Genomic DNA, 24,955 nt, shown 5'->3' on the forward strand with positions numbered 1-24,955 from the left:
AAATCCGCGTAGATCCGGTTCAATCAGCGTTCATCCGCGTCTGATCTTCGTTGCCTAGACTTACCAGTCGGCTGGAATGCCGGCCCTTCGCGACATCAGCATCCCGAGCGCCGCCAGTACGCCAAGCACGACGCTTGCTGGTTCGGGAATGGCGGCGGCATCCAAGGTTTCACCAGAGCCGAGCACGAAGCCGAAGTTTGTCTTCCAGACGTCGTAGTCGGCCGTCGTTGTGAGGCCGTCGCCGTTGCCATCGGCCAGGCCGGTGTCGGCCCCCAAATGGTTGCGCCAGAAGGAGTAGTCGGCAAGATCCACCACACCGTCGGCGTTGAAGTCGCCCACCGAGCGGCCGTCGTAGTTGGCCAGCAGCAGCTGGTGATCGAGTTCGCCCACGATGCCATCGCCGTCGAAGTCGCCGTACATCCAATAGGTTTCGTCATCGACCGACAGAGCTTCCATGTAGCTGACCACGGTCGCTACGTCCGCTCGGTCGACGTCGCCGTCGAAGTCGGTATCGCCAGTACGCGCGTCACGATACAGCACGGCACGCCACGCCTCGAGCACGCCGGTGGGATTGCGCCCCATGCCCACGATGGTGGAACCATCGTCCGAGATGGCAGTCGCTTCGTTCAGTCGCCACCCTTCCAGGTCGAGTCCATAATCGCCGGCCAGCACCCGGGCGAGTGGCCGCATGCCACGATTGGTGTCCCAGATGAAGGGAACCTTGATCCGCCCGAAACCATCGGGATCGCCTTCCAGCCAGGACAGAGAATTCGTTGCGTCGGTCGCCACGAGGTAAGCCTGCCCGACGATGGTACCGGTTTCGGCCGAGACATCGACCGCTTCGGAGCCGACGAACTCGGGCCCGGGCGGCATTTGGAAATGTCCCAAGAACTGCCAGCCCTCATCTTCCGTCCACCTGACGGCGTCCTCGGTAGGATATTGGCGGACGGGATCGACGTTCAGATCCCACAACAGGCGATCGACACCCACGACGGTCTTACCATCGGCGGAAACGGCGGCGGCGCTGGTTTCCTGCTTGGGAATCGGGAAGTTGGCATCGGCCGGAAAAAACCGCCCCGGGTTTCCCAACCCGACCATGCCCGCGTCTCGCGTCCACAGGAATGGCTGAGCTTTGTCCAAGTAGAAAGGTTCTTCGGTGAAAGGGGAGGGAGTTCGAAAGGCGTTGCCGGCGATGACGCGTCCGCTGGCCGACACGTCGACCGCTTCACTACCCGACTCGGCACCGTACTCCGGCAGCGTACCCAGGTTCTCTAGCCCCGTCTCGTCCGTGTAGCGGAACGCACGCTGATTGTACCCCGGAGGGATTGGCGCGAAGGAAGGCGGATAAAAATCGTCGACACCAACTACCACTCGGCCGTTCCGCGAAGTGGCCCGGGCCTCGCTGGTGGCGTAACCTTCGTGCAGGGTGCCAAGGCCCTCCATGCCGCCGCCGAGCGACCAACGGAAGGCTTCCTGGTTCTCGATGCCAATGTCGTCCTTCGAAGTCGAGATGCCGACTATGTAGTTGCCCTCGGCCGAGACGCCGAGGCCCTTGCTCATGCCTTGTTCTCCGCCGGGAAGCAGACCAATTTTGACCATGCCGGTCGACTTGGACCAAGCGAAAGCCTGATTGTAACCCTCGCTGGTAAACACGTTGCTACGCACTTGACCGGTGACAACTTGTCCGTCGGCCGAAACGTCATACGCACCGCTCGACTCGCCGGGACCTCCCAGGTTGCCCAAGCCATGAAACTCACCCCGCGGCGGCGGGTAGATCCAGCCCAACAGATCGGGTCCGCTGACAAGTTCTCGCACGCTGCGGTCGGCGGGGTCGACAGAGTAAATCGAGCCCACAATTTCATTTACGTCGGCAAACAGGGGACCAAACTCTTCGGTCAACCTCCACGGAGTAAGGGCGTCGCCGGTGCCGACGTTCAAGTCGGGGGCGGAAACCGAAAAGTGCAACTGGCCATCGATCACGCTGTGCGAGATGGCATCGGGCGCACCGGTATCGATCCAGGTACCCTCGAGCGTCACGGCACCGATGCCCCCCAGACCGGGTGGAGACACGCTTACCGAATCGACCCACCAGGGCAGTTCGAGTGCAACCGTCGGAGTTGTAGTACACGCAATAAGCAAAAACGCCGCGAGAGTTCGCGCGATCATCAGACACATCCCCTGCTTTAGGATGAGTAGCCCCTGAGTCCCGCGATTGTAGCGGTTAGGCAAAGAATAGGTCAAGCTTGTTTGTGGTACCGATAACGTGCTGGTTAAGATGCAGCTGCTGGCAAGCGTAACTCTTTCAGGGGGCAATGTATGCGTACTTCAACAAGTCCAAATGGCGTCCTCATCGTCGTGGCCCTGGTGGCGATTGGATGCAGGAAGACCGAGTACGTAGACAACAATGGCGCGGCCATCGATGAGGTGGAAACAGAAGTCGACACGCCCGAACCGATGGAGCGTACTCCACTGCTGCCGGCCGGTGAGGTTGCTGGCACTACTATCGTGCCAACACTTGATTCGCCGCTTGAGAATTCCGGCAACGCCATCTGGTGCGCAACGTTCCAAGTGGCCTGGAATTATGCCTGCAACGACGTCGGAGGGGGACCGCTTGAGGTGGCCGGCGCCGAACAAGTGGCCAAACGACTAAACGACTCGCCAGTGACCGAGGCCACGCTGCCGCCGGGCAGCTACTATGCCGTGGCGGGCGCGACGGATGAGGGCGTCGTCGAGGAGATTCATCAACAGATGGCGAAGAGGTTCCCTGACGTCGAACCGCCTGCGTTCCAAGGCGCCCAGGGGTTGGTGGCGTACGCCTACCTGCGCGCTGCGGCGAAGTTCACCACGCCTTTCGAGAAACGCACTTACCCTATCGAGTTCACCAACGCTGCAGGCGAAACCGTCGACGTCGAAGGGTTTTGCCTTTACTCCGGGCACGACGAGGAGATTACCCACGATCAGCTGTCGCAGGTCAAAGTGCTGTTCCGCGAATCCACCGACAATCCCAAGTCCCGAAGGCTCACCACCTTCGCGCTCGATTTGACGGCCGATCAGGAAGAAACGCAGGTGATCGTGGCGGTGCTGCCGCACGCCGACAACTTGCAGGCGGTGCTCGACAATCTGGAGGAACGCACGAAGGCTTATAAAGGCAAGATCCGTGTGAGCGGAGCGGACAGATTGGGGATTCCTAACGTGCTGTTCCATCTGAAAGAGTCGTTCCAGCAGCTTACAGGGCCGGACAAGCTGATCAAAAACTCTGAGAAGCTCGCAGGGCTGTTCGTCGATCAGGCGTGGCAGATGATTCGGTTCCAACTCGACGAAAGCGGCGCGATCGTCGAGTCCGAAGCGGCCCTGGCCACTGCAGCAGAGGCAGCCTACGAAGAGCAGAACGTCGACTACATCGCCGACCGACCGTTCCTGGTAGTGATGAAACGCCGCGGCGAGAAGTATCCGTACTTCGTGGGATGGTTCGGCAATGCGGAGTTGCTGGAGGTTCGTGGTAAGTGAGTCGGCGGCCTTCCCCAAACTCTGCTGACTCTTGCAGTGTGCGATATCGCGCGATCGCGATCGTGGCGCATAAAACGTCGACATGGTCTTTTCGTACTTGCCCGAAAAGAACTTCATGGGAGCCCGCACGCCATTGGCCCGGTCGCCATTTCTGCGGATAATGTACAGGCCTTCGAGACATAGCGAATTGCGAGAACCAATTCGAGCTGCACGGGATGCCACCTTACGCCACCAGGAACGAAGTTCGAGCATCATTGCCATGATCATTGATTGCAGTCTTTAGGTTCGAACGAGCCCCCTTCGACCTCACCGGAGCGTTGCCCACCGATGGACGGCCCCAAGGTGCTTACCCTGTTTACCCGAGCCGCCAGAGCCTCACTGCTGACGGTGGTTGTGGCGCTGCCCTATCCACACGCCATGGCTGCCGGTGAGATTCTCGATACCCAGGGGTGGGAAGGCTACAGTGCCGGCGCACTCGATGGTCAGCCTGCCGGCAGTAGCAGTTGGCTCACGGTAGGAAGTGGCGGTGGCACGGCCACCGTGGAGAACTCCATCGGCGTGGACAACTCGAAGGGACTCCGCGTCGAGCGTGGTGCGGGGTCGGACGACTGGTGGTTGGTGAGCTTCCCGGACTCCACGCTGCCTGCCACGCGTTACGTGGTGGTCGACTGGGACATGAAGGTCGAAGCGACCAATGCGGCCGAAGGAGTGTTCGGCCCCTTCATGGGCGTGCAAGCCGTCGACGCGAGCCCTGCAGTGAGTTTGCTGGCCGCTTTAGGGGTTGATGCCTCCACGCGTGATATCCTGTTTCAGGACGCGGGCACCGGGGCGTTAACCGAAACAGGATGGACCGTCGCCGAGGACTGGCATCACTATCAGATTCGGATGGACTTCGAACGAGCCCAGTACGCCATCTCCGTCGACTACGAGTACGCGACGCCTTCCCCCATTCTGTTCGTCGACGGCGTGCTTGACTCGTTTGGCGATGCCGACATTGCCGCCTTGGCTGCAGACACAACTACCGAGGCCCTGAATCAGACCGGCGCTGCAATCTTCGACAACTATGTCGTGAGCGAGGTTGCTCAACTACCGGGTGACTACAACGACGATGGCATCGTCGACATTGCTGACTATACAGTGTGGCGCAACCATCGGGGGGCGGCAGCCGGAGCTTTGCCCAACGATGTCGATGGCGGCGTCATCGCCGCGGCACAGTACGCCACATGGAAAACGGGATTGCAATTCGCCCCCAGCTATCAGCCCCTGGCCGCTGCGGCCATCCCAGAACCGTCGTCCATGATCATGCTCTGTCTACTCGGTCTTGCATCGCTCTACATAGTGGAAAGCGAAACAAACCGAGCCTCTCGGCTACTGCGACAACTTTCCGACGAAACCCAGTTCTTTGAAATTCTCGGCCTTCAACGGGTCGATATACTTCAGGGCATTCACGGCTCCGTATTCCAGCACGATGAATCTCGCGCCGAGCGTGTCGGGGTTCGATCGCTCGAGCAGCAGCAACTTGTCAGTGGTCATGAACCCCTTGAAGGGGATGTGCTCACCCAGCACCGTGGTCAGGACTCCGCGACGGGAAATCGACGCGGGCCAGTTGAGAAAGGTCTGCTGCCACTGGGTGCTACTGCTGTCGGGCATGGTGACGTCCTCCGGATTGACGCTGTAGTTCGAGATTTCGCCAATCGCGGCGAACGTCCGGCAATGTAGGACGCCGGGAGCACTAACGCAAGTGAGGAATGCGGGCTGGGTACGCTGTGCGAACGACGTAAGTTTGCTAGGTTGGAGAGCCGAAGTTCAGCCCCATTCGTAACTCCCGCACCCCAGGAATACGCCTTTGGAAACGCCCCCCACCGCTACCGCGATCGATCCCGAAGATCACCCCCTGGAGTCCGCAGAACAACTGGCGGAGGAACTGGCCGAGTTGGTCCGCATGGGCGACGATGCCGACCTTTCGCAGTACGTCGAGCAATTGGAGCCACGCGAGGCGGCGCGAGCCGTATGCGAGCTCTCGGACGAAGACGAGGCCCGCCTGCTGGAACGCCTCATTCCACAGCAAGCCAGCGCACTGCTGATCGATGTGCCTGAGGTGGAGGCAGTCGAGGCGGTCGCCGCGCTGCCTCCCGAAACCTCGGCTGCCATTATCCAGCACATGCCGAGCAACAAGCAGGCCGACCTGGTCTCGGCACTGGCGGACGACGAGGCGGACGCCATTTTGGCGGAAATGAGTCCCACGGATGCGATCAAGCTGCAACAGCTGGTCAGCTACGATCCGGACACGGCCGGTGGCTTGATGCAGACCGAGGTCTTGGCGTTTCGCGAGAGTTCCACCGTCGCGCAGATTCTGCAGCGACTGCGAAGCGACGCCGGGCGATTTCGGCAGCTCGACATCCAGTACGCGTACGTCGTGGCTCGAGGACGAAAGCTGGTGGGAGTGTTGCGGCTGCGCGACCTGCTGCTGGCTGACGACTCGGCCACGGCTGGCGAGTTGATGATCGAGGATCCGATAGCGTTGGATGCCCAGACGCCGATTGCGGAACTCGACGAGTTCTTCGACGATCACGCCTTCCTGGGAGTGCCAGTGGTTGAGGCAGGGGGCCGATTACTGGGCGTGGTCACCCGGGCGGCGGTGGACGAGCAAAGCCAATCGAATGCCGAACGCGATTACCGCCTGGCGATGGGTGTCGTGCAGGAAGAAATCCGCACCATGCCCACCCTCAAACGCTCGCGGCTGCGGCTCTCGTGGCTAAGCGTGAACATCCTGCTGAACGTTGTCGCCGCAAGCGTGATCGCCGGCTTTCAGAACACCCTTGAGCAAGTGATTGCGCTGGCTGTGTTTTTGCCGATTATCTCCGATATGAGCGGCTGCAGTGGCAACCAGGCGGTGGCCGTTAGCATGCGGGAGCTGTCGCTAGGACTGATCGAGCCGCGTGAACTGTGGCGCGTGTGGCGCAAGGAGTTCACCGTGGGAATATTGAACGGCCTGGCCCTGGGCATCCTGCTGGGGGCGGTGGGATGGTGGTACGCCGGAAATCCCTGGCTGGGGGTGGTAGTGGCCGTGGCCCTGGGAACCAATACGCTGGTGGCCGTGCTGATTGGCAGTTCGCTACCCCTGATCCTGAAGGCTCGCGGAGTCGATCCCGCGCTGGCATCGGGGCCAATCCTGACCACGGTGACCGACATGTGCGGGTTCTTCCTGGTATTGGGACTGGCCACCGTGATGCTGGAATACCTGGTCTAGCCGCAACAGCATGGTCCCTTGGCGAGCAGGGGGCCGGGGGGGTAGCTTGGGACGCTGAAGCATAACCCCACCCCGGAGCACTCCCAATGCGCCTCTGGCTTGCTATACAGTCGTTTTTTCAGGTTCTCTTTAACCGCGATTTTGCGGCAGGCGTCAAGCAATTGCAGCTTGCCGCCCCAGCGGCAGAGCCCGCCCAAGCGGAACCCGCCAAGCCCGAACCTCCCAAACCGCAGCCGCCAAAGCCGCAGCCACCGGTGCGGAGCGAAGCCATCACGTTGCTGGCCACTTTGCAGCGCGAGGCGCGGTTTGTCGACATCGTCAGCGAATCGCTCGATGGGTACTCGGACGCGCAAATCGGTGCAGCGGCCCGTGATGTGCTGCGGGATTGTGGCAAAGTGATCGAACGCATGTTTGCCCTGCAGCCGTTCGCCGCCAAAACCGAGGGCGAGCAAATCGAAGTTCCGGCAGGTTACGACGCGGCCGAGTTTCGACTGACCGGGAACGTATCGGCCCAGCCGCCGGTAACGGGCGAATTGGTTCACGCTGGTTGGAAAGCCACCAAGTGTGAAGTGCCCAAGTGGTCGGGCAGTAAGCAGGCGGCGTTGGTCGTGGCGCCGGCCGAAGTTCAAGTAGGGTAGGGGAGGGCCAAAACATGACTGCCAAGTACGTGGTAGGAATCGACCTGGGCACCACCAACTGTGTGCTCGCTTTCGCCCCGCTGGAGGGCGATGCGCCGCAAGTGCAATTGCTTCAAGTGCCACAACTGGTGGCCGCCAGCACGGTCGATAGTCGCCAGTCTCTGCCATCGTTCCTGTACCTTGCCCCCGAACACGAGGCGGGCGGTGCGCTTGACTTGCCGTGGGCACAGGGACGAAAGTTCTCCACCGGCGAACATGCACGTCGCCAGGGGGCCGAGATGCCCGACCGCACGGTGGTGGCCGCCAAGAGCTGGCTGTGCCACAGCCGCGTGGATCGACGCGCGCCGCTATTGCCGTACAACGCCCCCAGCGACGTTGGTAAGGTCTCGCCGCTAACGGCTTCGCAGCGCTACCTCGAACACCTGGCCGCCGCATGGCAGGCCGAGTATCCCGACGCGCCCCTGGCCGAGCAGCAAGTAGTGCTTACCGTACCGGCTTCGTTCGATGCGGCCGCGCGAGAGCTAACCCGCGAGGCAGCCCTGGCGGCCGGCCTGCCAGCGAGCCTGGTGTTGCTCGAAGAACCACAAGCGGCCGTCTACTCCTGGTTGGCCGAGCGCGGCGACGACTGGCGAAAAGAACTAAAGGCCGGCGATCGCGTCCTGGTGTGCGACATTGGTGGCGGCACCACCGACCTGACACTGGTGGACGTCGCCGAAGTGGACGGCGAACTCGCGCTCGAACGACTGGCGGTGGGAGATCACTTGCTGGTAGGGGGCGACAATATGGATCTCGCGCTGGCGCACCAAGTGGCGGGCTTGTTTGCCGAGCAAGGCGTGAAGCTCGACGCCTGGCAGTCGGTGTCTCTGTGGCACTCGTGCCGCGACGCCAAAGAGACGTTGTTGGCGCCCGAGGCGCCGGAGTCGCACTCCATCTCCGTGCTGGGACGCGGTAGCAAACTGATTGGCGGCACCGTTTCGGTCGACGTACCGCGAGCGATGGCCACCGAACTGCTGGTCGGTGGTTTCTTTCCCGAGTGCACGCTCGCCGATCGACCAGAAAAGCGCCGCGTGTCGGGCTTTCAGGAAATCGGCCTGCCTTTCGAATCGGACGTCGCCATCACCCGGCACCTGGCCGCGTTTCTCGCGGCGCACGCCGACGATGGGCAAGGCGCGGCCTACCCGACGCACGTTTTGTTCAACGGTGGTGTGTTCAAGGCAAACTTGCTTCGCTCGCTGGTACTGGAGATTATCGGCAAATGGGCCGGCGACGCACCGCCGGCGGCCGAACTGCCCGGTGGTCGCGATTTGGACAATGCCGTGGCACGGGGCGCTGCGTTCTATGGTTGGACCAAGGATCATGGCGGTGTCCGCATCCGCGGCGGTGTGGCCCGCTCATACTACGTTGGCATCGAATCGGCTGGCCTGGCCATTCCCGGCATGCCACGCCCGATGAGGGCGCTGTGCGTTGTGCCGTTCGGCATGGAAGAAGGCACCTCGGTCGACGTGCCCTCGGGCGAGATTGGCCTGGTACTCGGCGAGCCGGCCCACTTCCGGTTCTTCAGTTCCGCCGTTCGCAACGGCGATCAACCGGGCGATGTGCTCCCGACCATCGACGAGGAAGAACTCACCGAAACAGATCCCCTTGAGGCAACTCTCGAAAGCACAGCCGACACCGAGGATTCGTACGTGCCGGTCCGCTTTCAATCGCAAATCACAGAACTCGGCATGTTCGAACTGTGGTGCGTCAGCACAACGTCGGACGAGCGGTGGAAGCTGGAGTTTAACGTCCGCGAAGCCTAGTGCGAGCCGCAGTGGACGACATCGATACCGAGTTTTGCGGGCAAGCGAACGCCAACGATCGCCGCTACGTGTTACGATCTTCGCCTGCGCAAAAGTGTTCGGAGACTCGCATTTTTCCTGCGAAGCGGGCCCTTTCGCCATTTTTCGGATTAGATTGGCTCATTTCGTGAGATTCTTGTCTGTAGCAAGGCCCCAAAGGACTTATACAATAAGTTATAGAGCTTCTGGGCTTGCTGGATCGTCAAGTGTTTTGCCCGCCGAGACAAAGCGTGTAGAATACCGGACACCCCATCGCTTCCCACCTCTCCATCCTCCCCGGAGACAGCGACGATATGAAGGGCGGACAACGCATTGAGTTATTCCTCGCAGCGGCTTGTTTCACTTTGCTTTCGATTGGTTCGGCGTCCAAGGTCGGGGCCGAAGCACCGATCAGCTACAATCGGCAGATTCGCCCGCTATTGAGCGATCGCTGCTTCCAATGCCATGGCCCCGATGCGAATCACCGGGAAGCTGGCCTGCGTCTGGATGAGCGCGAGGCAGCCACCAGCGAAACCGACTCGGGCTACATTGCCATTGTTCCCGGCCAACTCGACGAAAGCGAACTGGTCGCTCGCATCACGAGCGATGACGAGGGCCTGGTGATGCCCCCGGTCGACTCGGGGAAGTCGCTCAACAAAGAAGAGATCGAACTGCTCAAGCGTTGGGTCGACCAAGGTGCCGAGTACCAGCCCCACTGGGCGTTTATCGTTCCCAAGCAGGGCAAGCTGCCCGCGGTCGAGCAAAGCGACTGGCCGCAGGGACCGATTGATCACTACATCTTGGCACGACTTGAGGCCGAGGGCCTAGCGCCGTCGGACGAAACCAATCGCATCACCCTGATCCGCCGCGTGACGCTCGACCTGACGGGCCTGCCGCCTACGCGTGAAGAAGTCGAGGCATTCCTGGCCGACCAGTCGCCGGACGCCTATGAACGGTTGGTCGATCGATTGTTGGCTTCGCCTCACTATGGCGAGCACATGGCGCGCTACTGGCTGGACGCGGTTCGATACGGCGACACACACGGCTTGCACCTGGATAACTATCGCGAGATGTGGCCCTACCGCGATTGGGTGGTCCGCGCGATGAACAACAACCTGCCGTGGGATCAATTCACGGTTATGCAAATTGCCGGCGACCTGATGCCTGCGGCCTCGCTGGACGACAAAATCGCCTCGGGCTTCAACCGCTGCCACGTGAGCACGAACGAAGGCGGCTCGATCGCCGAGGAAGTGTACGTCCGCAACGTGGTCGACCGAGTTTCGACCACGGGCACCGTGTTCCTGGGTCTGACGATGGGTTGCGCCGTGTGCCACGACCACAAGTTCGACCCCATCACGATGCGCGACTTCTATTCGTCGTTCGCGTTCTTCAACAACCTGGACGGCCCGGCGATGGACAACAATCGGGCCGATCCCGCCCCCACGATCAAAGCCCCCACGCCTGAACAGTCCGAGCAACTCGCCAGCTTGCGAAGCAAGTTGGCCGAGGCCGAGAAGAAACTGGCCCAGCCATGGCCTGAAGTAGATGAGTTGCAGGACCAATGGGAGACCGCCACTCTGCAGCAGGTCGAGCAGTCGGATAGCGATGCTGCGGCGTTTGGCCTCTGGCACAGCGTGGGACCGTTCCGCAGCGACGTTCGCTACCTGCGCTCACGCCGGCATGGCCCCGAAGGCAAGCCCGTTGACCCAGGTCAAACGTTCGAAGTATCCGATGGAGAGACGCTGGCGTGGCAAGAACGCCCGGAATGGATCGACGGAGAGATTCACAACGATCTGAGCCAAAAGGTCTCCGCCACGTTCCTGTATCGCCAGATTGTATCTCCCAAGGAACAAACCATTACCATCGGCTTGGGCACCGACGATGGCGCCAAAGTGTATCTAAATGGAAAGCGCATCTTCCGCACCACTCAGAGCCGAGGCGTTACGCCCAACGAGAATCAAGTTGAACTGAAACTCGCCGAAGGTTCCAACGAACTGTTGATCAAGGTGATCAATCACGGGGGAGTTTCCGGTTTCTGCTTCACTCCCCCCGAAGCACGCGAAGGCATGCCGGCGGAAGTACTGGGTGCCCTGCGGGTCACTAGCGAAGAGCGAAACGCCGAACAGCAAGCCAGCCTACAGCAGCACTACCGGCTGCAGGAATGTCCGCTCGACGAGGTGCAACAACTCAAGCAGCAGGTCGACCAGTTGCAGAGCAAGATTGTCGAACTGGAAGCGGCGATCCCCACCACCCTGGTGATGAAGGAGCGGGCCGAGCCGCGGCCCTCGTTCCTGCTGGCCCGCGGCCAGTACGACGCCCCTGACAAAGAAGCGGGGCCGCTGCCCCGCCAGGTGCCACAGTTCCTTCCTCCACTTCCCGAGGGAGCCACGCAAGACCGCCTGGGATACGCCAAATGGCTGGTGATGCCCGAGAACCCACTGATGGCGCGGGTCACGGTCAATCGATTCTGGCAGCAGTTCTTTGGAATCGGCATCGTCGAAACGGCCGACGACTTCGGTTCGCAGGGCTCCTGGCCCAGCCATCCAGAGCTACTGGATTGGCTGGCAGTTGATTTCCGCGAGCATGGTTGGGACGTCAAACGGCTGGTGAAGCAGATCGTCATGTCACGAACGTATCGCCAATCGTCGAAGACCACGTCAGAGTTGCTGGAGGTCGATCCGCGAAATCGCCTCCTGGCTCGAGGACCACGATTCCGCCTGGATGCCGAGGTGATTCGCGACCAAGCGCTGGCGGTCAGCGGACTGCTGGTCGACCAGCAGGGTGGTCCCAGCGTCAAACCTCCGCAGCCCGACGGCCTGTGGAAGGCCGTGGCCTACACGGGCTCGAACACCCGCCTGTTCGTTGCGGACACAGAAGCGGAGAAGGTGCATCGCCGCAGTCTCTACACGTTCTGGAAGCGCACTTCGCCTCCACCGCAAATGACCACACTCGACGCTCCTTCGCGTGAGGCCTGCGTCGTACGCCGCGAACGAACCAACACTCCATTGGCCGCGCTGCTGCTATTGAACGACCCGCAATACGTCGAAGCGGCACGAGCATTGGCTCAGCGGTCGATGCTCGAAGCGGGGGGACCACAAGGGAAGATAGCCGAGACCATGCTGCAACTGTCGTTGCTGCGTAAGCCCACCCAGCAGGAGATCGATCGCCTGGTCTCCGTATACAACGAGAGCCTGCCACGCTACCAGCAAGATGCCGAAGCGGCCGTCAAGCTGCTCGGCACGGGCGTGGCCCCGGTCAGCGAAGAACTCGACCGCGCGGAACTTGCGGCCTGGACTCTGGCAGCCAACGTCGTACTCAACCTGGACGAAGTACTCACTAAGGAGTGAGTTCTCTCCCAACTTCCCCCAATTTCAGGCACGGTTATGACTCCAGTTGAGCAATACCTTCAGCATCTAACGCGCCGCCACTTCTTTGCCCAAGGAGCCATGGGGCTGGGCACGGCGGCTCTGGCGTCGATGGGTATGGCGCCGACGGCCCAAGCCAAGTCGTCCGTCGGTATTCCTTCGGTCCCGCACTTCGCCCCCAAGGCTAAGCGAGCCATCTACCTGTTCATGGCCGGGGCGCCATCGCCCCCCGACCTGTTCGATTACAAACCGAAGATGGTCGACAAGCTGAAGGTCGATCTGCGCGGCGAGAAATATGAAGACGGTTCGCCCGTCCTGCGGACGCGTGTCACCACGATGACATCGGGGCAGTCGGCATTTCCCATCGCACCGACTCGATATAAGTTCGCCCAGCATGGCAAGAGCGGGGCATGGGTCAGCGAACTGCTGCCCTATACGGCCAAGATGGTGGACGACATTTCCATCATCCGCTCGATGTGGACCGAGGCCATCAATCACGACCCGGCCATCACCTACATCAACACAGGCAATCAGCTACCGGGCTACCCGAGCCTGGGAGCGTGGCTCAGCTACGGCCTGGGGAGCGAAAACGCCGATCTGCCTTCGTTTGTGGTGATGACCCCCAGTTGGACCGGCCGGCAGGAGGCTCAAGCCTTGTACAACCGGCTGTGGGGCACTGGCTTCCTGCCCAGCAAGCACCAGGGCGTGGCACTCCGTTCAGCCGGCGACCCCGTACTATTCCTCTCCAACCCTCCAGGCGTTGACGCCAGCGACCGCCGACGCGTGCTCGATTCCATTGCCGCGTTCAACCAGGATCACTACGAACAATACGCCGACCCGGAAACGTCGGCCCGCATCGCGCAGTACGAGATGGCCTACCGGATGCAAACATCGGTACCGGAACTGACCGACATCTCCGACGAGCCCGACCACGTGCTCGACATGTACGGCCCTGATGTACAAAAGCCGGGCACGTTCGCCGCAAGCTGTCTGCTCGCGCGTCGCATGGTCGAGCGCGGTGTACGCTTCACCCAGATATTCCATCGCGGGTGGGATCAACACTTCAACATCCCGGTCGACCTGCCCAACCAATGTCGCGACGTCGATCAGCCAAGTTGGGCACTGGTGCAGGACTTGAAAAACCGTGGACTGCTGGACGACACCCTGGTGATCTGGGGTGGCGAGTTCGGACGCACCATTTACTGCCAGGGAGCGCTGACCGATAAAACGTACGGCCGCGACCATCATCCGGGCTGCTTCACCGTCTGGATGGCCGGCGGCGGAGTGAAAGGTGGCGTCGTCCACGGCACGACCGACGATTACGGCTGTAACATCGTCGATGCCTCGGGCGCACCGACCGATAAATTCGAAGACGGTGCCGTTCACATCCGAGACTTGAATGCCACGATCCTGCATCAATTGGGCATCGATCACGAGAAGCTGAGCATCAAGTTCCGCGGCCTCGATCAACGTTTGACGGGCGTGGAAGAAGCACGTGTGGTAACGCCCGTGCTGGGATAATCGAGCGAGACTGGATTGGATGATAACACCCATGGAACGGTTCTTCCTCGCCGTGGCTCTGCTGTGCATGAGCCAGCTGACATCGGCACAAACCATCGAATCGAAGTATCAAGGTGAGTTTCCCACGGCCACATCAAAGAAGGGCCTGCAGGTCGAGATGGCCGACGACGCCCTGGCATTGGGCGTGAAGCACGCCACGATGAATATCGACCTAGCCCGCCTGGCCGTGCCAGCGGGGCAGCCGGCAGGCGGCGACACACTAAGTTTCGAATCAGACGGCCACACTTACGCGGTTCGCAAGGGCTACTTGGAAGCACTCGAATCTACCATTCGTACGCTCAGTGACGAGGGCGTGCTGGTCTACGCCATTTTGCTGGTGTACGAGTCGGGCGACCCGGCCGTCAACCAGTTAATGCTGCACCCGAAGTACGACTCCGCCGCGCCCAATCACCTGGGCGCCCCCAACATCGAGACCGACGAGGGCCGGCGGTACTTGGAAGCACTGATCGGCTTTCTGGCCGAACGGTGGTCGAATCCCTCAGGCGAGCACGGCCGCGTAGTGGGTTACATCGTCGGCAACGAGGTCAACTCGCATTGGTATTGGAACAACATCGGTGGGGCTTCGTTCGACGAGCTTGCCGACGTGTATTGGCAGACACTCAAGCTGGTGCACCACGCCGTGCGTCGACAGGCATCGTGGCCGCGGGTGTATGTTTCGCTCGAGCATCACTGGAGTATCCGCTATCCGGCCGCAGATGCCGATCAAGCGTTTGCCAGCCGAAAGCTGCTGGACGACTTCGCCCGCCGCGGCCAGGAGTCGCCCGACGACAACTTTGACTGGCACGTGGCCTTTCATCCGTACCCAGAGAACCTGTTCGAACCGCGATTCTGGAACGACCAGACGGCGCTACCCACCATCGACTCACCGCGGATCACGTTCAAAAACCTTGAACAACTGACGAGCTATCTGGCTCAGCCCGAACTGCGTTACCAAGGGCAGCCCCGGCATGTGATTCTCAGCGAACAGGGCTTCCACACGCCCGATGGGCCTGACGGCGAGGCCATTCAAGCGGCCGCCTACTGCGCCGCGTACCGCAAGATCGCAGAGCTGGACGGCATCGACGCGTTCATACTGCACCGGCATGTCGACCATCCCCACGAGGGAGGCTTACGACTTGGCCTGCGAACCCGCGAGCCAGATGGCAGCCGCCGGGCAAAGAAGATCTATGAATGCTTCCGCACGGCCGACACGCCAGAGTGGCGCGAGGCGTTCGAGTTCGCGCTACCCATTGTGGGCCGCGAGAGTTGGTAACCCCGCTCAGGCCGGGGCGTGGCTGCGCTCGCCCAGTCGCCTGAGCAGTTCGGCTGCGGCGCCACTGTCGATGGCTTCAGCGGCTTTCATGGCGGCAGTCTTCGGGTCGTTAGTCTTGCCGGCTGCCAGCAGCCCGGCGGCGGCGTTGAGCACCACGACGTCGCGCGGAGCGCCCAATTCCCCAGCAAGCAATCGACTTACCAGCGCCGCACTTTCCTCAGGCGTTTCGATCTGCAGCGCGTCGAGCGGCGACGTGGTGAGCCCAAAATCGGCGGGCGACCACTCGAACTCTTCGATCCCCTCGGGCGTGACAGACAACACGCGAGTCGTGGTGCTGCAGGTTACGTCGCCCATGCCATCGGCGCCATGGACGACCAAAGTTCGTCTCGTGCCCAACCGGTGCATGGCCTGGGCCAGCAAGTCCTGTTGATTCGCCAGGCCAGCGCCCAGCAGTTGGAACTCGGCACCAGCGGGATTGGCGAGCGGACCGAGCAAATTAAACACGGTGCGGATGCCAAGTTTCTTTCGCACGGGGGCTACATGCCGCATGGAAGGATGGGCAAGCGGGGCAAAACAGAAGCACAATCCCAGTTCGTCGAGGCACGCTTCAACCTGCTCCCGCGTGGCGTCGAGATTCACCCCCAGGGCTGCTAACACGTCGGCTGAACCACTGCGACTGGTTACACTACGATTGCCGTGCTTGGCCACGGGCACACCCGCGGCGGCGGCTACGATGGCGGCGGTGGTACTGATGTTAAAGGTCTGCGAGCCACCCCCTCCAGTGCCACAGGTATCGAGCACACCCGCGCGGGAAGAGCGAATGGTGGTCATGTGGCTCCGCATGGAGGCAGCGGCCCCGGCCACTTCGTCGACGGTTTCGCCCTTGGCGGCCAGACCAGTGAGCAGCAGTGAGATTTCCTCGTCGGTCGAGGTCCCCTCCATCATCAGGTCCATGGCACCCTGCATTTCTGCCATGGTAAGGTCGATTCCCCCGACCACACGTCCGACAATCTCAGCAATCTGGGGATTCATTCTCGTCCTGCCTATCCCTTGGAAAGCGCAACCCACATTGTGTTATCTTGGGCGGTTTAAGATAAAGGAAGTTGCAGCCGAAGCCTAGCGGTCGGCAACCCCACAAGGATCGAGTGACAACCGCACGAGGAATTGATGCCCCGTAAAGTAATCTTGGACATGGACCCCGGCTACGACGATGCAATCGCCTTGTGTGTGGCGCTTGCGGCCGAAGAGTTGGAAGTGATTTCCGTGACGGCGACAGGCGGCAACGTCGAACCCAAGCTGGCTAGCCGCAATGTCCAAGCGTTGATTGAACAACTCGATCCGCCCCGCTGGCCGCGGATTGGCGCTGCCTCGCCCGACCAGATCTTGCGGGCCGACGCCCGCCACCTGCATGGCGACGATGGTCTTTGTGGTGCCCACTTCCAGGTCGCGCCGCTGGCTAACCAGCATCTCTCGGTAAAGGTGTTGGGAGACGAGATTCGCAAGTCGCCGGGCAACATCACGGTGGTGGCTACGGGCCCGCTGTCCAACATTTCGGACCTGCTGCGGTGCGAGCCCGATCTGGCAAGCAAGATTGGCCACCTGATCATCCTGGGCGGCACCGTCTCGGCGCCCGGCAACATCACGGCCGCTGCCGAGTTCAACATTTATTGCGACAGCGATGCGGCCAGCCAGGTGTTCCGGTCGCCGGTCACCAAGACCATGATTCCTCTGGACCTGACGAACGAGATCGTGCTGGGCTTCGACTTCCTCGAACGGCTCAAGACGCTTGAATCGCGGACGTCGAAGCTGCTGCAAAAGATCCTGCCCGGAGCCTATCGAAGTTCGCGGCAACACCTGGGCATCGAAGGCATCAACGCCCACGACGCGGTGGCGGTGGTCGCTGCGATGCGTCCGTCGCTATTCACTACCCAGCGGCTGTATGGCGATGTCGAGACCAGCGGCACGCTCACCCATGGTGCCACGGTATTCGATCGGCGTCCGCACAGCGTCGAGCAGCCCAACATGGACGTGGCCGTGGAGATGGACGCGGCCGCGGTCGAAGCGGTAATCGTCGACACGCTCCGCAAGGCTCCTTGAGCCCAGAGTGCTCAGCAAGCCCTAAACGATCAGTTCAGGGCGTCTTCCTCAGGGGCGTCGCCGATCTTCACGTCGAGTTCGATCGCCCGGCGGTCGCGGTAGACCACCAGGGGAATATCGCGGCCAATTTCGGTGAGGCCTACCAGGCTGATCAGGTGGTCCATGTCCGAGACACGGATGCCATCGAACAGCAGGATCACGTCGTCGGGCTTCAAGCTGGCACGGTCCGCGGGCGAACCTGGCTCGACCGACTTCACACGAGTGCCGGACAAACTGGGGAGTCCCAAAGAGCGGGCTCGGCGGTCGTCGAACAACGAATCGAGCGTCACGCCCAGGAAGCCACGGTTCACGTGGCCCACGGTCGTCAGGTCCTTGGCAATGCGAATCACGGCGTTGATGGGAATCGAAAAGCCGATGCCTTCGTTGCCACCGGAGTTGCTGGCAATGGCCGTGTTGATGCCGACCACTTCGCCACGCAGGTTGATCAGTGGCCCGCCGCTGTTGCCCGGATTAATCGCGGCGTCGGTTTGCAGGAAGTTCTGCAAGCGAACGTCGCCGTCGCCGAGATCGAGGTTATAACGCCCTTTGGCACTGATAATGCCGCGCGTGACGCTCTGGCTAAGGCCAAACGGACTGCCCACGGCCAGCACCTGCTCGCCGATTTCCAAGCGATTGCTGTTCCCCAGGCGGGCCGCCAGTAGTTTGGTGTCGGGTAGTCGCAGCACGGCCACATCCGTCTGTGGATCGCTCCAAATGCGATTGGGCCGGGTGATATTGCCGTCGGCGAACTGAACACGAATAAAGGGAGCCGACGAGTGCTTGATCACGTGGCGGTTGGTCAGCACAAACGGCTTGCCGCTGATATTGACGATTACGCCAGAACCGGCTTCTTGCAGATCGGACCGCTGCCCTGAGCCTCGCACGGGGCTCGCCTCGATGTGCACCACAGCCGGGGTCACTAACTTCACAACCCGCTTGATGATGCCGAGTTCGCGCTCCAGTGCGTCGACATCGCGGGCCAGTTGATCGTAGTCCCGTTCCCGCTCGTTGGCAGCATTGGCCGCGGCACGACCATCCAGGGCAGCAATCTGCCCCTGGGCCCCCGTCGACCAGGTCAGGCAGACCGCGCAGAGCAGGGCAGTGAGGAAGCGATAGGATAGGGGCGGAGAGCCTTGCACAAACGACCTCGCAAAGGCGTCAGGAGGAGCGACGGGGAAACTCTCGGAAATTATAACTCATCCCCTGCGCCGGCCCAGTAATTCAAGGCAGTTTGCCGCCTCTGAGCGAAAAAAAAGAAGCCGCCCGGCTGAGGACCGGCGGCTTCGATGGATCGCGTGGAGTCTGCGGGCCAATGGCGGGCCGATCACATTTCCAAATCGGTCAGCGACACGTCTGCGTCGGTGAATCCGGTGTCGACGACTCGCCCCCAGTTGGCGTCTCCGCTCAAATCGAGCTGACCGGTCTCGGCCGCGCGTTGGCAGTCGATGCACATCGTGGCATAGGGCAACGCCTGCAAACGGGCCAACGGGATCTTGGCACTGCAAATCTCGCAATTGCCATAGGTTCCCTGACGCATGCTATCGAGTGCCCGCTCGATGTTGGCCAACTCGCGAGATTCGACTTCGGCCAATTGCGAACTGATTTCGTCCTGGGCGGCATCCAGAGCGGCATCCACCACGTCGCTGCCAGACTGCTCGCGAAGTTGCTTCAGTAAGCTCAAATCGCCGGCCAGTGCTCTACGCAATGCGTCGCGGCGTTTCACCAGCACCTCACGCATCTTTTGGATGGAATCTTTACGTGCCATGGGTGTGCTCCTAGTTGCCTCCGGCCAACTGCCACGCGGAAATGGCCTGGGCCGGCTCTCTGCTGTTCCGCCTGAATTCAAGTCCTGTTCAGGCGAAGCCCGCCAGGAATACGTGGTTGTTAACTGCCAGCTGGGATGGGGTTCGCCCCACCCCCCGGCCGTTACGGTAACTATAGTACGCACGTGGAAAGGAGAAGGTTGGCGCGATAGCGGTTTTTCTGCCTTAGCTCCCTTCAGGCGGTGTGACCGGCAAGTACGGAATTTCCCTACTTTTTGGTTTCCAATTAGCCGAACGTGACACTCGGTTGGCCGCAACTGGCGTGTATCCGCTCGGAAGAGACACCTTGGCAATTCCCCCCACCGATTCGAGCGCCATTCTGATCCTCCAGCCAAATCGGCAAATTTGGCGTAAGCGAATGAGCCCGATCAAACGGATTCCCGAACTTCGAATTGCCGGCTGGCGTTTTTGACCGCACCCGACCTGCAAGCTACATCTATTCAACCGCTTTTTACCGCGCCCTCGTAGCGCGAATTGCCGGTTTTCGCAAGCAGTAGGTGACCAGGGCCGTTTGGAAACGACAAAAGAACACTAGCAATGACCGAAGCCGCCGTCCTAACCTCGACCACTCCGCGCGAAGCTGTGTTGGTGCTCCACCGTAGCGGCGACGATGATTGTATCGTCCGCCTGACGGACGGCAAGGTGACCATCGGCAGTGGCCAAAGCTGCACGGTGCGGCTCACGGACCCGGGCGTTCGGCCCCTACATTGCCTGATCACGCCAGGGGCGGATGGCCCCATGGTGCGTCGCTGGTCGGATGGGACGCTGCTGAACGGCGAGCCCTTCTCCGAGGCCCCTTTGACGCTGGGCGACCAGCTGTCGATTGGTCCCGTGGAGTTCTTCCTCGAGCAGCCCTCGACCGGCGAGCTCGACTCGACGGCCGTGGTGCCCACCGTACCACGAACTGCCTTAAACTCTGTCGATTGTCCACCGCAATCGACTTTGTCAGCGCAAGAACCGTCGCTGGAATCGACCGCCGAGGACAGCAGCGAGGCGACCGACGAAGCCCCGGACGAAGCCGGGCCCCTGCAAGAGCCAGTTCGAACAAGTCGCAGCAGGGCCCGAGCGCTGGCTCGCTTGGCACGCCGGCAACGCACGGAGAATCAGCAGCTAGCGGTAGAGCTTGCCGCCCTGCAAGCACGGTTGACAGAGGTCGAAGCCGAACGCGAGCAACTTGTCGGCGAGCGGGACGACCTGCGGACCCAACTTGGCGCATTGGCCAAGGACCTGCTGCAGTTGCGCGAGGAACTCACCGCTCGCTCCACCGCCGAAGACGACCGAGTAGCGGAGCTCGAACGCCGCCAGGCCGACCTCGAGCAGCAGATCGTCGAGCGAGACGTCTTGGTTGGTGATCTACGAGAAGAACTCGAACGGCGGCAGCAGACGCCCGACAGCCAGGAATCGCCGGCAGCTTCCGCCGCCGCGGAGGCCGATACCGACGGGGACCTGGCACTCGAAGTCTTAGAGCCATCCCAGGAAGACGTGCAGGAAGAGACCGCCGAAACGTCGCCCGCTGGCGAGGTCGACGAAGATCAGGAGCTAGTAACGTTGCCAGAGACGGGCTCTCAGGAGAGTCCGGCAACGCCTGAAGACAGTGGCGCGGGCGAGGAGCTCGCCGAGTGGGGCATCGCGACCGACACACCAGAGCCAGCCGTCCTGTTGCAACAACTCGAACAACTGTCGTCCGAGGCGATGGAACCGGAGGTGGCCACGACTGACGAGCCGGCTGCAGACGATCTGCCCATCGATAGCAGCGAGCCAGCTGACGACCTGTGGAACACGGTGCAGTCGAGCTCCGCACGGGACAACATTGACGATTGGTGCAGCCCAACCCCCACACCGGAGCCATTGCCCAACACGGACGATCTGTGGGACGTGGAACGTCAGCTGCCCGAGGCTCTGGCGACCACTGAAGAGCTGCCGGAGGCCGGCACTGCAGAGCCCCACGCAGTCGAGCCCACCCTGTCGGAGACCAGTGCCGACGGGGCAGTCGCGGCGGCCGACGACCCGTTCGCAGGCCTGGCGGCCGTAGCCACCTCGCCCAAGCCGCAAGAGTCGCTGCTTTCCTCTATCGAGGAAGAGGAGAAAAGCGAACCCGATGAGGGTGACGTCTGGGGACGTTTGTCCTCGCTCCGCGCAGCGGCATCAGAAAAGCTGCACTACGAGGTCAAACACTCCGTTGACGACGCGGCAGACCTCGCTTCATCGGGGGAAACATCCCCCGAGGAGCAGGAAGGCCCAGAGCAAGAAAGCAGCCTGCCGGATCATACACTCGAGCCCGTCGCCGATGACTCCGATGCCGCGGACGCCGAGTCGACCAGTGACGACCAGTGGGCAGAAGCGACCGTGGATGAGTTAGAGGAGCCGGCCCTGGAAGAAGCCGACGCTACGGAGCTTGAGCCAGTGTTGCCCACCACGGCGTTCGACCCGCCTGCCGAGTCGATCAAGGAGCCAGAAGAGCCCGTTTCCTACGTCGAGCGATTCCGGCACCTGCTGGATGAAGGTGGCTCAGAGACCGAACTCCCCGCCTGCGAGCCACTGGCTACGGAACCAGTTATCGAGCCGCCCCAAGCCGAGTCGCCCGCCGTAGCGGAGGAGGGCGAAGAGTCGATCGAAGATTACATGGCCAAAATGATGGCCCGGCTGCGAGGCGAATCGTCTCCCTCCCCGGTGGCGGCTGCAGTGCCCACCGAAACACTGGTCGAAAAGCCGGCCAAAGCGACGACCGGACAGCTCTCCGCCACACCGTCCAAATCGGCCGATACCACCGCAACGGGGCCGTTTCCCGAGTCGACCGAGTCGATCCTGGCGCGGCCCAAGTCTACGACCGAATCGCTTGGCGGCGAGGAGACGACTCCCGCTCCCCCTAAAGAGATGTTGGAGAACCTCGAGGAAATCAAGACCACCGCTATCCCTGAGCAGTCGGCCGACATGTCCACGCTACGCGATTTGGCGAACAGCTCAGCACGCGAGGCGATCAAGATCGCAAACGCGCGTCGCTATCGAGAAATGGCCCTGTCCAATTTGCTGATGTGTGTTACGGGAGCCCTCGGCGGCGGATACCTGCTGTGGGAAGCGGGGGGACAGCTCGGCATGCAACTGTTCTGCGGGGCCGGCGCCCTGGCTGCTTCGGCCTTCTGGGCGCTGAGAACCGCGCGTTCGGTGTCGGCACCCTCTGAGCCGAAAGTCGTGCCCGTAGTTCGAGACGACAGCTCGGCGTCTCTGCCCATCGCTGGCGTCGAAAAACGCTAGGGCTACGCGGATTAGAGGAATGTGTGGCGTTCTAGAAGCCTCGCGAGGCGACCACGTCATCCCAGCCGCGAATGTCGTATTCGATCCCGACGAAGTCGAGCACCCTCCGCAGGCCGCGGAGGGCGACGCCCATCCCGTCGGGGCCGCTGAAGCCACCAAACTGACCACCGCCTTTGAGATGCGGCTCGAGTTCGAGAAATACGCCTGGAATGCCCCGTCGCTTGAGCTTACGAGTTAGCTTGGGCAGCACCTCCTTGAAGTCTTCCAGGATGCGGGTGTGGCCGCTGTCGCCCATATCGGCGGGGACAAAGTTCTTCAGTTTATCCTCTTCCACATGGTCCGCCTTGCCAGTCAGCGAAGGATCACGATAGTCCTTGATGTGCATCCAGCCCAGGCTCGGCTTCATGGCCAGGTACTCCTGGAACACCTCGTCGGTGCTCATACCCTGGCTCACCAGGTTGCCGCCGTCGAAGATGGTGACCATCGCCGGGTGGTTCACCTTGCGGTGCAGCTCGGCCAGCAGCTCACCCGTCTGACCAATCAGGTTAGCTTCGACCTCCAGGCCGAACGTCAGGTCGCTACGATGGCACAACTCGGCGATCTCGCCCAATTGGTCGGCCGCCTGATTCAGGTGCTCGCGAGGATCGGTACCCTTGGGATGATAGAAGCTGAAGCCCCGAATCAACTTGGTCTCGAATGCGTGGGCCAGGTCGCACGCTTTCTTTACTTCGCTCTTCATGTACCTCTTGAAGGGCACGTAGCGGTTCTTGGTACCGTCGTCCGTATCGAGAAGTTTCACCTTGCCGATCGGTGAGCCGATCGACGCGACATTCATGCCATACTCATCTTCCAGGTGACGGAGCTTGGTAATCTCGCTCTTGGTGAGCTGCATCACATTCTTGATGCCGCTGCCAACGTCGACAAAACGCAGGCTGTAATACTCCAGACCGATGGCCGCAAAGGCCGCGAACTGCTCCATAGCCGTTTTGTGATTGGCCGCTTCGTCAGCAAAGCCGGAGAGTATTACGCGAGGTTGATCGGACATTGATTCCTATTGGGGGTTGCGAGTCGACACGCCAGCGCGGCCGCTTTGATAAGGAAGAGAGGTGAAAGGGGCCTACATCGCCGCCGTATACTGGGCAGTTACCGTTTCAGTAATACCGCCACGAGCGTTGAAAGCCGCCTCGATTTTCATCCAACGAGGCTTCGACACGGTGGCCAGATCGTCGAGCATGGTGTTGGTCACGTGCTCGTAGTAGATGCCCTGATTGCGAAAGCTCTGCAGGTACATCTTCAGGCTCTTCAATTCGATGCAGACTTTGTCGGGCGTGTACAAAATGGTGATGGTACCGTAGTCGGGCTGGCCCGTTTTGGGGCAAACCGACGTGAACTCCGGCGCCACGATTTCGATCTTGTAATCGCGGTCGGGAAACTGATTTTCGAACGTTTCGAGTAGCTGACGATTTTCAGACATCGGACCTTTCCTCCTATCGGGCGAGTGGCCATTTTGGCATGATGGCCCCTGTGGCGAAAGGTGCCGCAGAGTCGAGTTTAATCGCTGCAGGCTGTCACTTGACCCAGATTTTAAGGACCATGACTCCTATAAAACGCGATAGACCCAAGGCCGTCGTACTGCTGTCCGGTGGGCTCGACTCGGCCACGACCGCTGCGATGGCCCTGGACCAGGGCTTCGAAGTCTACGCCTTGAGCGTCGATTATGGCCAGCGGCATCGCTTCGAGCTGGAAGCCGCCGCCCGTGTGGCCGAGGCCCAGGGGATCACGGAGCACAAGACGGTCGTCATCACGCTCGACCGCCTGGGGGGCAGCGCGCTGACGGCCGACATCGAGGTACCCCACGACCGCGATGACGAAACGATTGCCACCGGAATCCCCATCACGTATGTGCCGGCCCGCAATACAGTGATGCTCTCCCTGGCGCTGGGGTATGCCGAAGTGGTGGGAGCGGCCGACCTGTTCATCGGCGTCAACGCGGTGGACTACAGCGGTTACCCGGACTGCCGCCCCGAGTACATCGCGGCGTTCGAACAACTGGCGAATCTGGCCACAAAAGCGGGCGTCGAAGGGACGTTGCGTTTCACAATCCATACGCCCTTAGTAGAATGGACAAAAGCCCAGATCATCGAGTGCGGCACCAGGTTGGGTGTGGACTATGGTCTGACCCACACCTGCTACAGTCCCAACGAAGCAGGCGTGGCATGCGGGCGGTGCGATGCATGCCATCTGCGCAAGAAAGGCTTCGCCGCGGCAGGTCTGGTCGATCCAATCGCGTACCAGGCCTAGGCGGTTTCCCAGGCAGCCAGGCACGGAGCCTCG

The 24,955-nt window shown here is 61.4% G+C and carries 17 protein-coding genes; 11 read left to right on the forward strand and 6 right to left on the reverse strand.

From position 1 onward, the window contains the following. Positions 1–60: 60 nt before the first annotated feature. Positions 61–2,166 (reverse strand): hypothetical protein, encoded by a 2,106-nt coding sequence (locus NG895_RS16325; RefSeq protein ID WP_252853591.1) that lies wholly within the window; start codon positions 2,164–2,166, stop codon positions 61–63. Positions 2,167–2,316: 150 nt separating this feature from the next. On the opposite strand from NG895_RS16325, the gene NG895_RS16330 reads away from it, so the two are divergent. The 8 genes from NG895_RS16330 to NG895_RS16365 all read left to right on the forward strand — a co-directional run bounded on the left by NG895_RS16330 (position 2,317) and on the right by NG895_RS16365 (position 15,410). Continuing rightward, positions 2,317–3,507: a serpin family protein gene (locus NG895_RS16330; RefSeq protein ID WP_252853592.1), complete on the forward strand. Its 1,191-nt coding sequence runs from the start codon at positions 2,317–2,319 to the stop codon at positions 3,505–3,507. Between the two features lie 327 nt (positions 3,508–3,834). Continuing rightward, complete coding sequence (locus NG895_RS16335) at positions 3,835–5,226, forward strand: hypothetical protein (protein WP_252853593.1); 1,392 nt, start codon at positions 3,835–3,837, stop codon at positions 5,224–5,226. 127 nt (positions 5,227–5,353) lie between these two features. Continuing rightward, on the forward strand, positions 5,354–6,757 hold the full coding sequence (gene mgtE, locus NG895_RS16340; protein WP_252853594.1) for a magnesium transporter: 1,404 nt from the start codon (positions 5,354–5,356) through the stop codon (positions 6,755–6,757). Between the two features lie 86 nt (positions 6,758–6,843). Then, positions 6,844–7,395, forward strand: coding sequence for a DUF2760 domain-containing protein (locus tag NG895_RS16345; RefSeq protein ID WP_252853595.1), 552 nt, complete (start codon positions 6,844–6,846; stop codon positions 7,393–7,395). 14 nt (positions 7,396–7,409) lie between these two features. After that, entirely contained in the window at positions 7,410–9,194 is a 1,785-nt protein-coding gene (locus NG895_RS16350; RefSeq protein ID WP_252853596.1) for an Hsp70 family protein, read from the forward strand. A gap of 332 nt (positions 9,195–9,526) precedes the next feature. Beyond that, entirely contained in the window at positions 9,527–12,559 is a 3,033-nt protein-coding gene (locus NG895_RS16355; RefSeq protein WP_252853597.1) for a PSD1 and planctomycete cytochrome C domain-containing protein, read from the forward strand. A gap of 36 nt (positions 12,560–12,595) precedes the next feature. Continuing rightward, the gene (locus NG895_RS16360) at positions 12,596–14,098 is read left to right on the forward strand and encodes a DUF1501 domain-containing protein (RefSeq protein WP_252853598.1); all 1,503 of its coding nucleotides are present in this window, start codon (positions 12,596–12,598) and stop codon (positions 14,096–14,098) included. Between the two features lie 19 nt (positions 14,099–14,117). Then, a complete protein-coding gene (locus NG895_RS16365) occupies positions 14,118–15,410 on the forward strand; it encodes a DUF5722 domain-containing protein (RefSeq protein WP_252853599.1) in 1,293 nt (430 codons plus the stop codon). 6 nt (positions 15,411–15,416) lie between these two features. Here NG895_RS16365 and trpD read toward each other — a convergent pair whose 3' ends face one another. Further along, positions 15,417–16,442, reverse strand: coding sequence for an anthranilate phosphoribosyltransferase (gene trpD / locus NG895_RS16370; RefSeq protein WP_252853600.1), 1,026 nt, complete (start codon positions 16,440–16,442; stop codon positions 15,417–15,419). A 135-nt stretch (positions 16,443–16,577) separates the two neighbouring features. On the opposite strand from trpD, the gene NG895_RS16375 reads away from it, so the two are divergent. Beyond that, positions 16,578–17,507, forward strand: a complete 930-nt coding sequence (locus NG895_RS16375; RefSeq protein WP_252853601.1) for a nucleoside hydrolase — start codon at positions 16,578–16,580, stop codon at positions 17,505–17,507. Between the two features lie 29 nt (positions 17,508–17,536). Here NG895_RS16375 and NG895_RS16380 read toward each other — a convergent pair whose 3' ends face one another. After that, the gene (locus tag NG895_RS16380) at positions 17,537–18,685 is read right to left on the reverse strand and encodes a S1C family serine protease (RefSeq protein WP_252853602.1); all 1,149 of its coding nucleotides are present in this window, start codon (positions 18,683–18,685) and stop codon (positions 17,537–17,539) included. A gap of 185 nt (positions 18,686–18,870) precedes the next feature. Further along, positions 18,871–19,311, reverse strand: a complete 441-nt coding sequence (locus NG895_RS16385) for a TraR/DksA family transcriptional regulator (protein ID WP_252853603.1) — start codon at positions 19,309–19,311, stop codon at positions 18,871–18,873. Positions 19,312–19,906: 595 nt separating this feature from the next. Here NG895_RS16385 and NG895_RS16390 point away from each other — a divergent pair. Beyond that, the gene (locus NG895_RS16390) at positions 19,907–22,621 is read left to right on the forward strand and encodes an FHA domain-containing protein (protein WP_252853604.1); all 2,715 of its coding nucleotides are present in this window, start codon (positions 19,907–19,909) and stop codon (positions 22,619–22,621) included. Between the two features lie 31 nt (positions 22,622–22,652). On the opposite strand, the gene NG895_RS16395 is transcribed toward NG895_RS16390, so the two are convergent. Next, positions 22,653–23,666: a sugar phosphate isomerase/epimerase family protein gene (locus NG895_RS16395; protein ID WP_252853605.1), complete on the reverse strand. Its 1,014-nt coding sequence runs from the start codon at positions 23,664–23,666 to the stop codon at positions 22,653–22,655. Positions 23,667–23,738: 72 nt separating this feature from the next. Then, the gene (queF, locus tag NG895_RS16400) at positions 23,739–24,095 is read right to left on the reverse strand and encodes a preQ(1) synthase (RefSeq protein ID WP_252853606.1); all 357 of its coding nucleotides are present in this window, start codon (positions 24,093–24,095) and stop codon (positions 23,739–23,741) included. A 119-nt stretch (positions 24,096–24,214) separates the two neighbouring features. Here queF and queC point away from each other — a divergent pair, with 119 nt between their 5' ends. Further along, the gene (gene queC, locus NG895_RS16405) at positions 24,215–24,922 is read left to right on the forward strand and encodes a 7-cyano-7-deazaguanine synthase QueC (protein WP_252853607.1); all 708 of its coding nucleotides are present in this window, start codon (positions 24,215–24,217) and stop codon (positions 24,920–24,922) included. The last annotated feature ends 33 nt before the right edge of the window (positions 24,923–24,955 follow it).

Origin of the sequence: Aeoliella straminimaris, assembly GCF_024054565.1 — a bacterium.
Taxonomy (GTDB): domain Bacteria; phylum Planctomycetota; class Planctomycetia; order Pirellulales; family Lacipirellulaceae; genus Aeoliella; species Aeoliella straminimaris.

What these genes read in the sequence shown, in the direction of transcription:
- NG895_RS16395 (WP_252853605.1), bottom strand. Translation starts at nt 23,666, where the DNA reads ATGTCCGATCAACCTCGCGTAATACTCTCCGGCTTTGCTGACGAAGCG.
- NG895_RS16355 (WP_252853597.1), top strand. Translation starts at nt 9,527, where the DNA reads ATGAAGGGCGGACAACGCATTGAGTTATTCCTCGCAGCGGCTTGTTTC.
- queF (WP_252853606.1), bottom strand. Translation starts at nt 24,095, where the DNA reads ATGTCTGAAAATCGTCAGCTACTCGAAACGTTCGAAAATCAGTTTCCC.
- NG895_RS16365 (WP_252853599.1), top strand. Translation starts at nt 14,118, where the DNA reads ATGATAACACCCATGGAACGGTTCTTCCTCGCCGTGGCTCTGCTGTGC.
- trpD (WP_252853600.1), bottom strand. Translation starts at nt 16,442, where the DNA reads ATGAATCCCCAGATTGCTGAGATTGTCGGACGTGTGGTCGGGGGAATC.
- NG895_RS16350 (WP_252853596.1), top strand. Translation starts at nt 7,410, where the DNA reads ATGACTGCCAAGTACGTGGTAGGAATCGACCTGGGCACCACCAACTGT.
- NG895_RS16390 (WP_252853604.1), top strand. Translation starts at nt 19,907, where the DNA reads ATGACCGAAGCCGCCGTCCTAACCTCGACCACTCCGCGCGAAGCTGTG.
- NG895_RS16325 (WP_252853591.1), bottom strand. Translation starts at nt 2,166, where the DNA reads ATGATCGCGCGAACTCTCGCGGCGTTTTTGCTTATTGCGTGTACTACA.
- queC (WP_252853607.1), top strand. Translation starts at nt 24,215, where the DNA reads ATGACTCCTATAAAACGCGATAGACCCAAGGCCGTCGTACTGCTGTCC.
- NG895_RS16375 (WP_252853601.1), top strand. Translation starts at nt 16,578, where the DNA reads ATGCCCCGTAAAGTAATCTTGGACATGGACCCCGGCTACGACGATGCA.
- NG895_RS16345 (WP_252853595.1), top strand. Translation starts at nt 6,844, where the DNA reads ATGCGCCTCTGGCTTGCTATACAGTCGTTTTTTCAGGTTCTCTTTAAC.
- NG895_RS16360 (WP_252853598.1), top strand. Translation starts at nt 12,596, where the DNA reads ATGACTCCAGTTGAGCAATACCTTCAGCATCTAACGCGCCGCCACTTC.
- NG895_RS16385 (WP_252853603.1), bottom strand. Translation starts at nt 19,311, where the DNA reads ATGGCACGTAAAGATTCCATCCAAAAGATGCGTGAGGTGCTGGTGAAA.
- NG895_RS16335 (WP_252853593.1), top strand. Translation starts at nt 3,835, where the DNA reads ATGGACGGCCCCAAGGTGCTTACCCTGTTTACCCGAGCCGCCAGAGCC.
- NG895_RS16330 (WP_252853592.1), top strand. Translation starts at nt 2,317, where the DNA reads ATGCGTACTTCAACAAGTCCAAATGGCGTCCTCATCGTCGTGGCCCTG.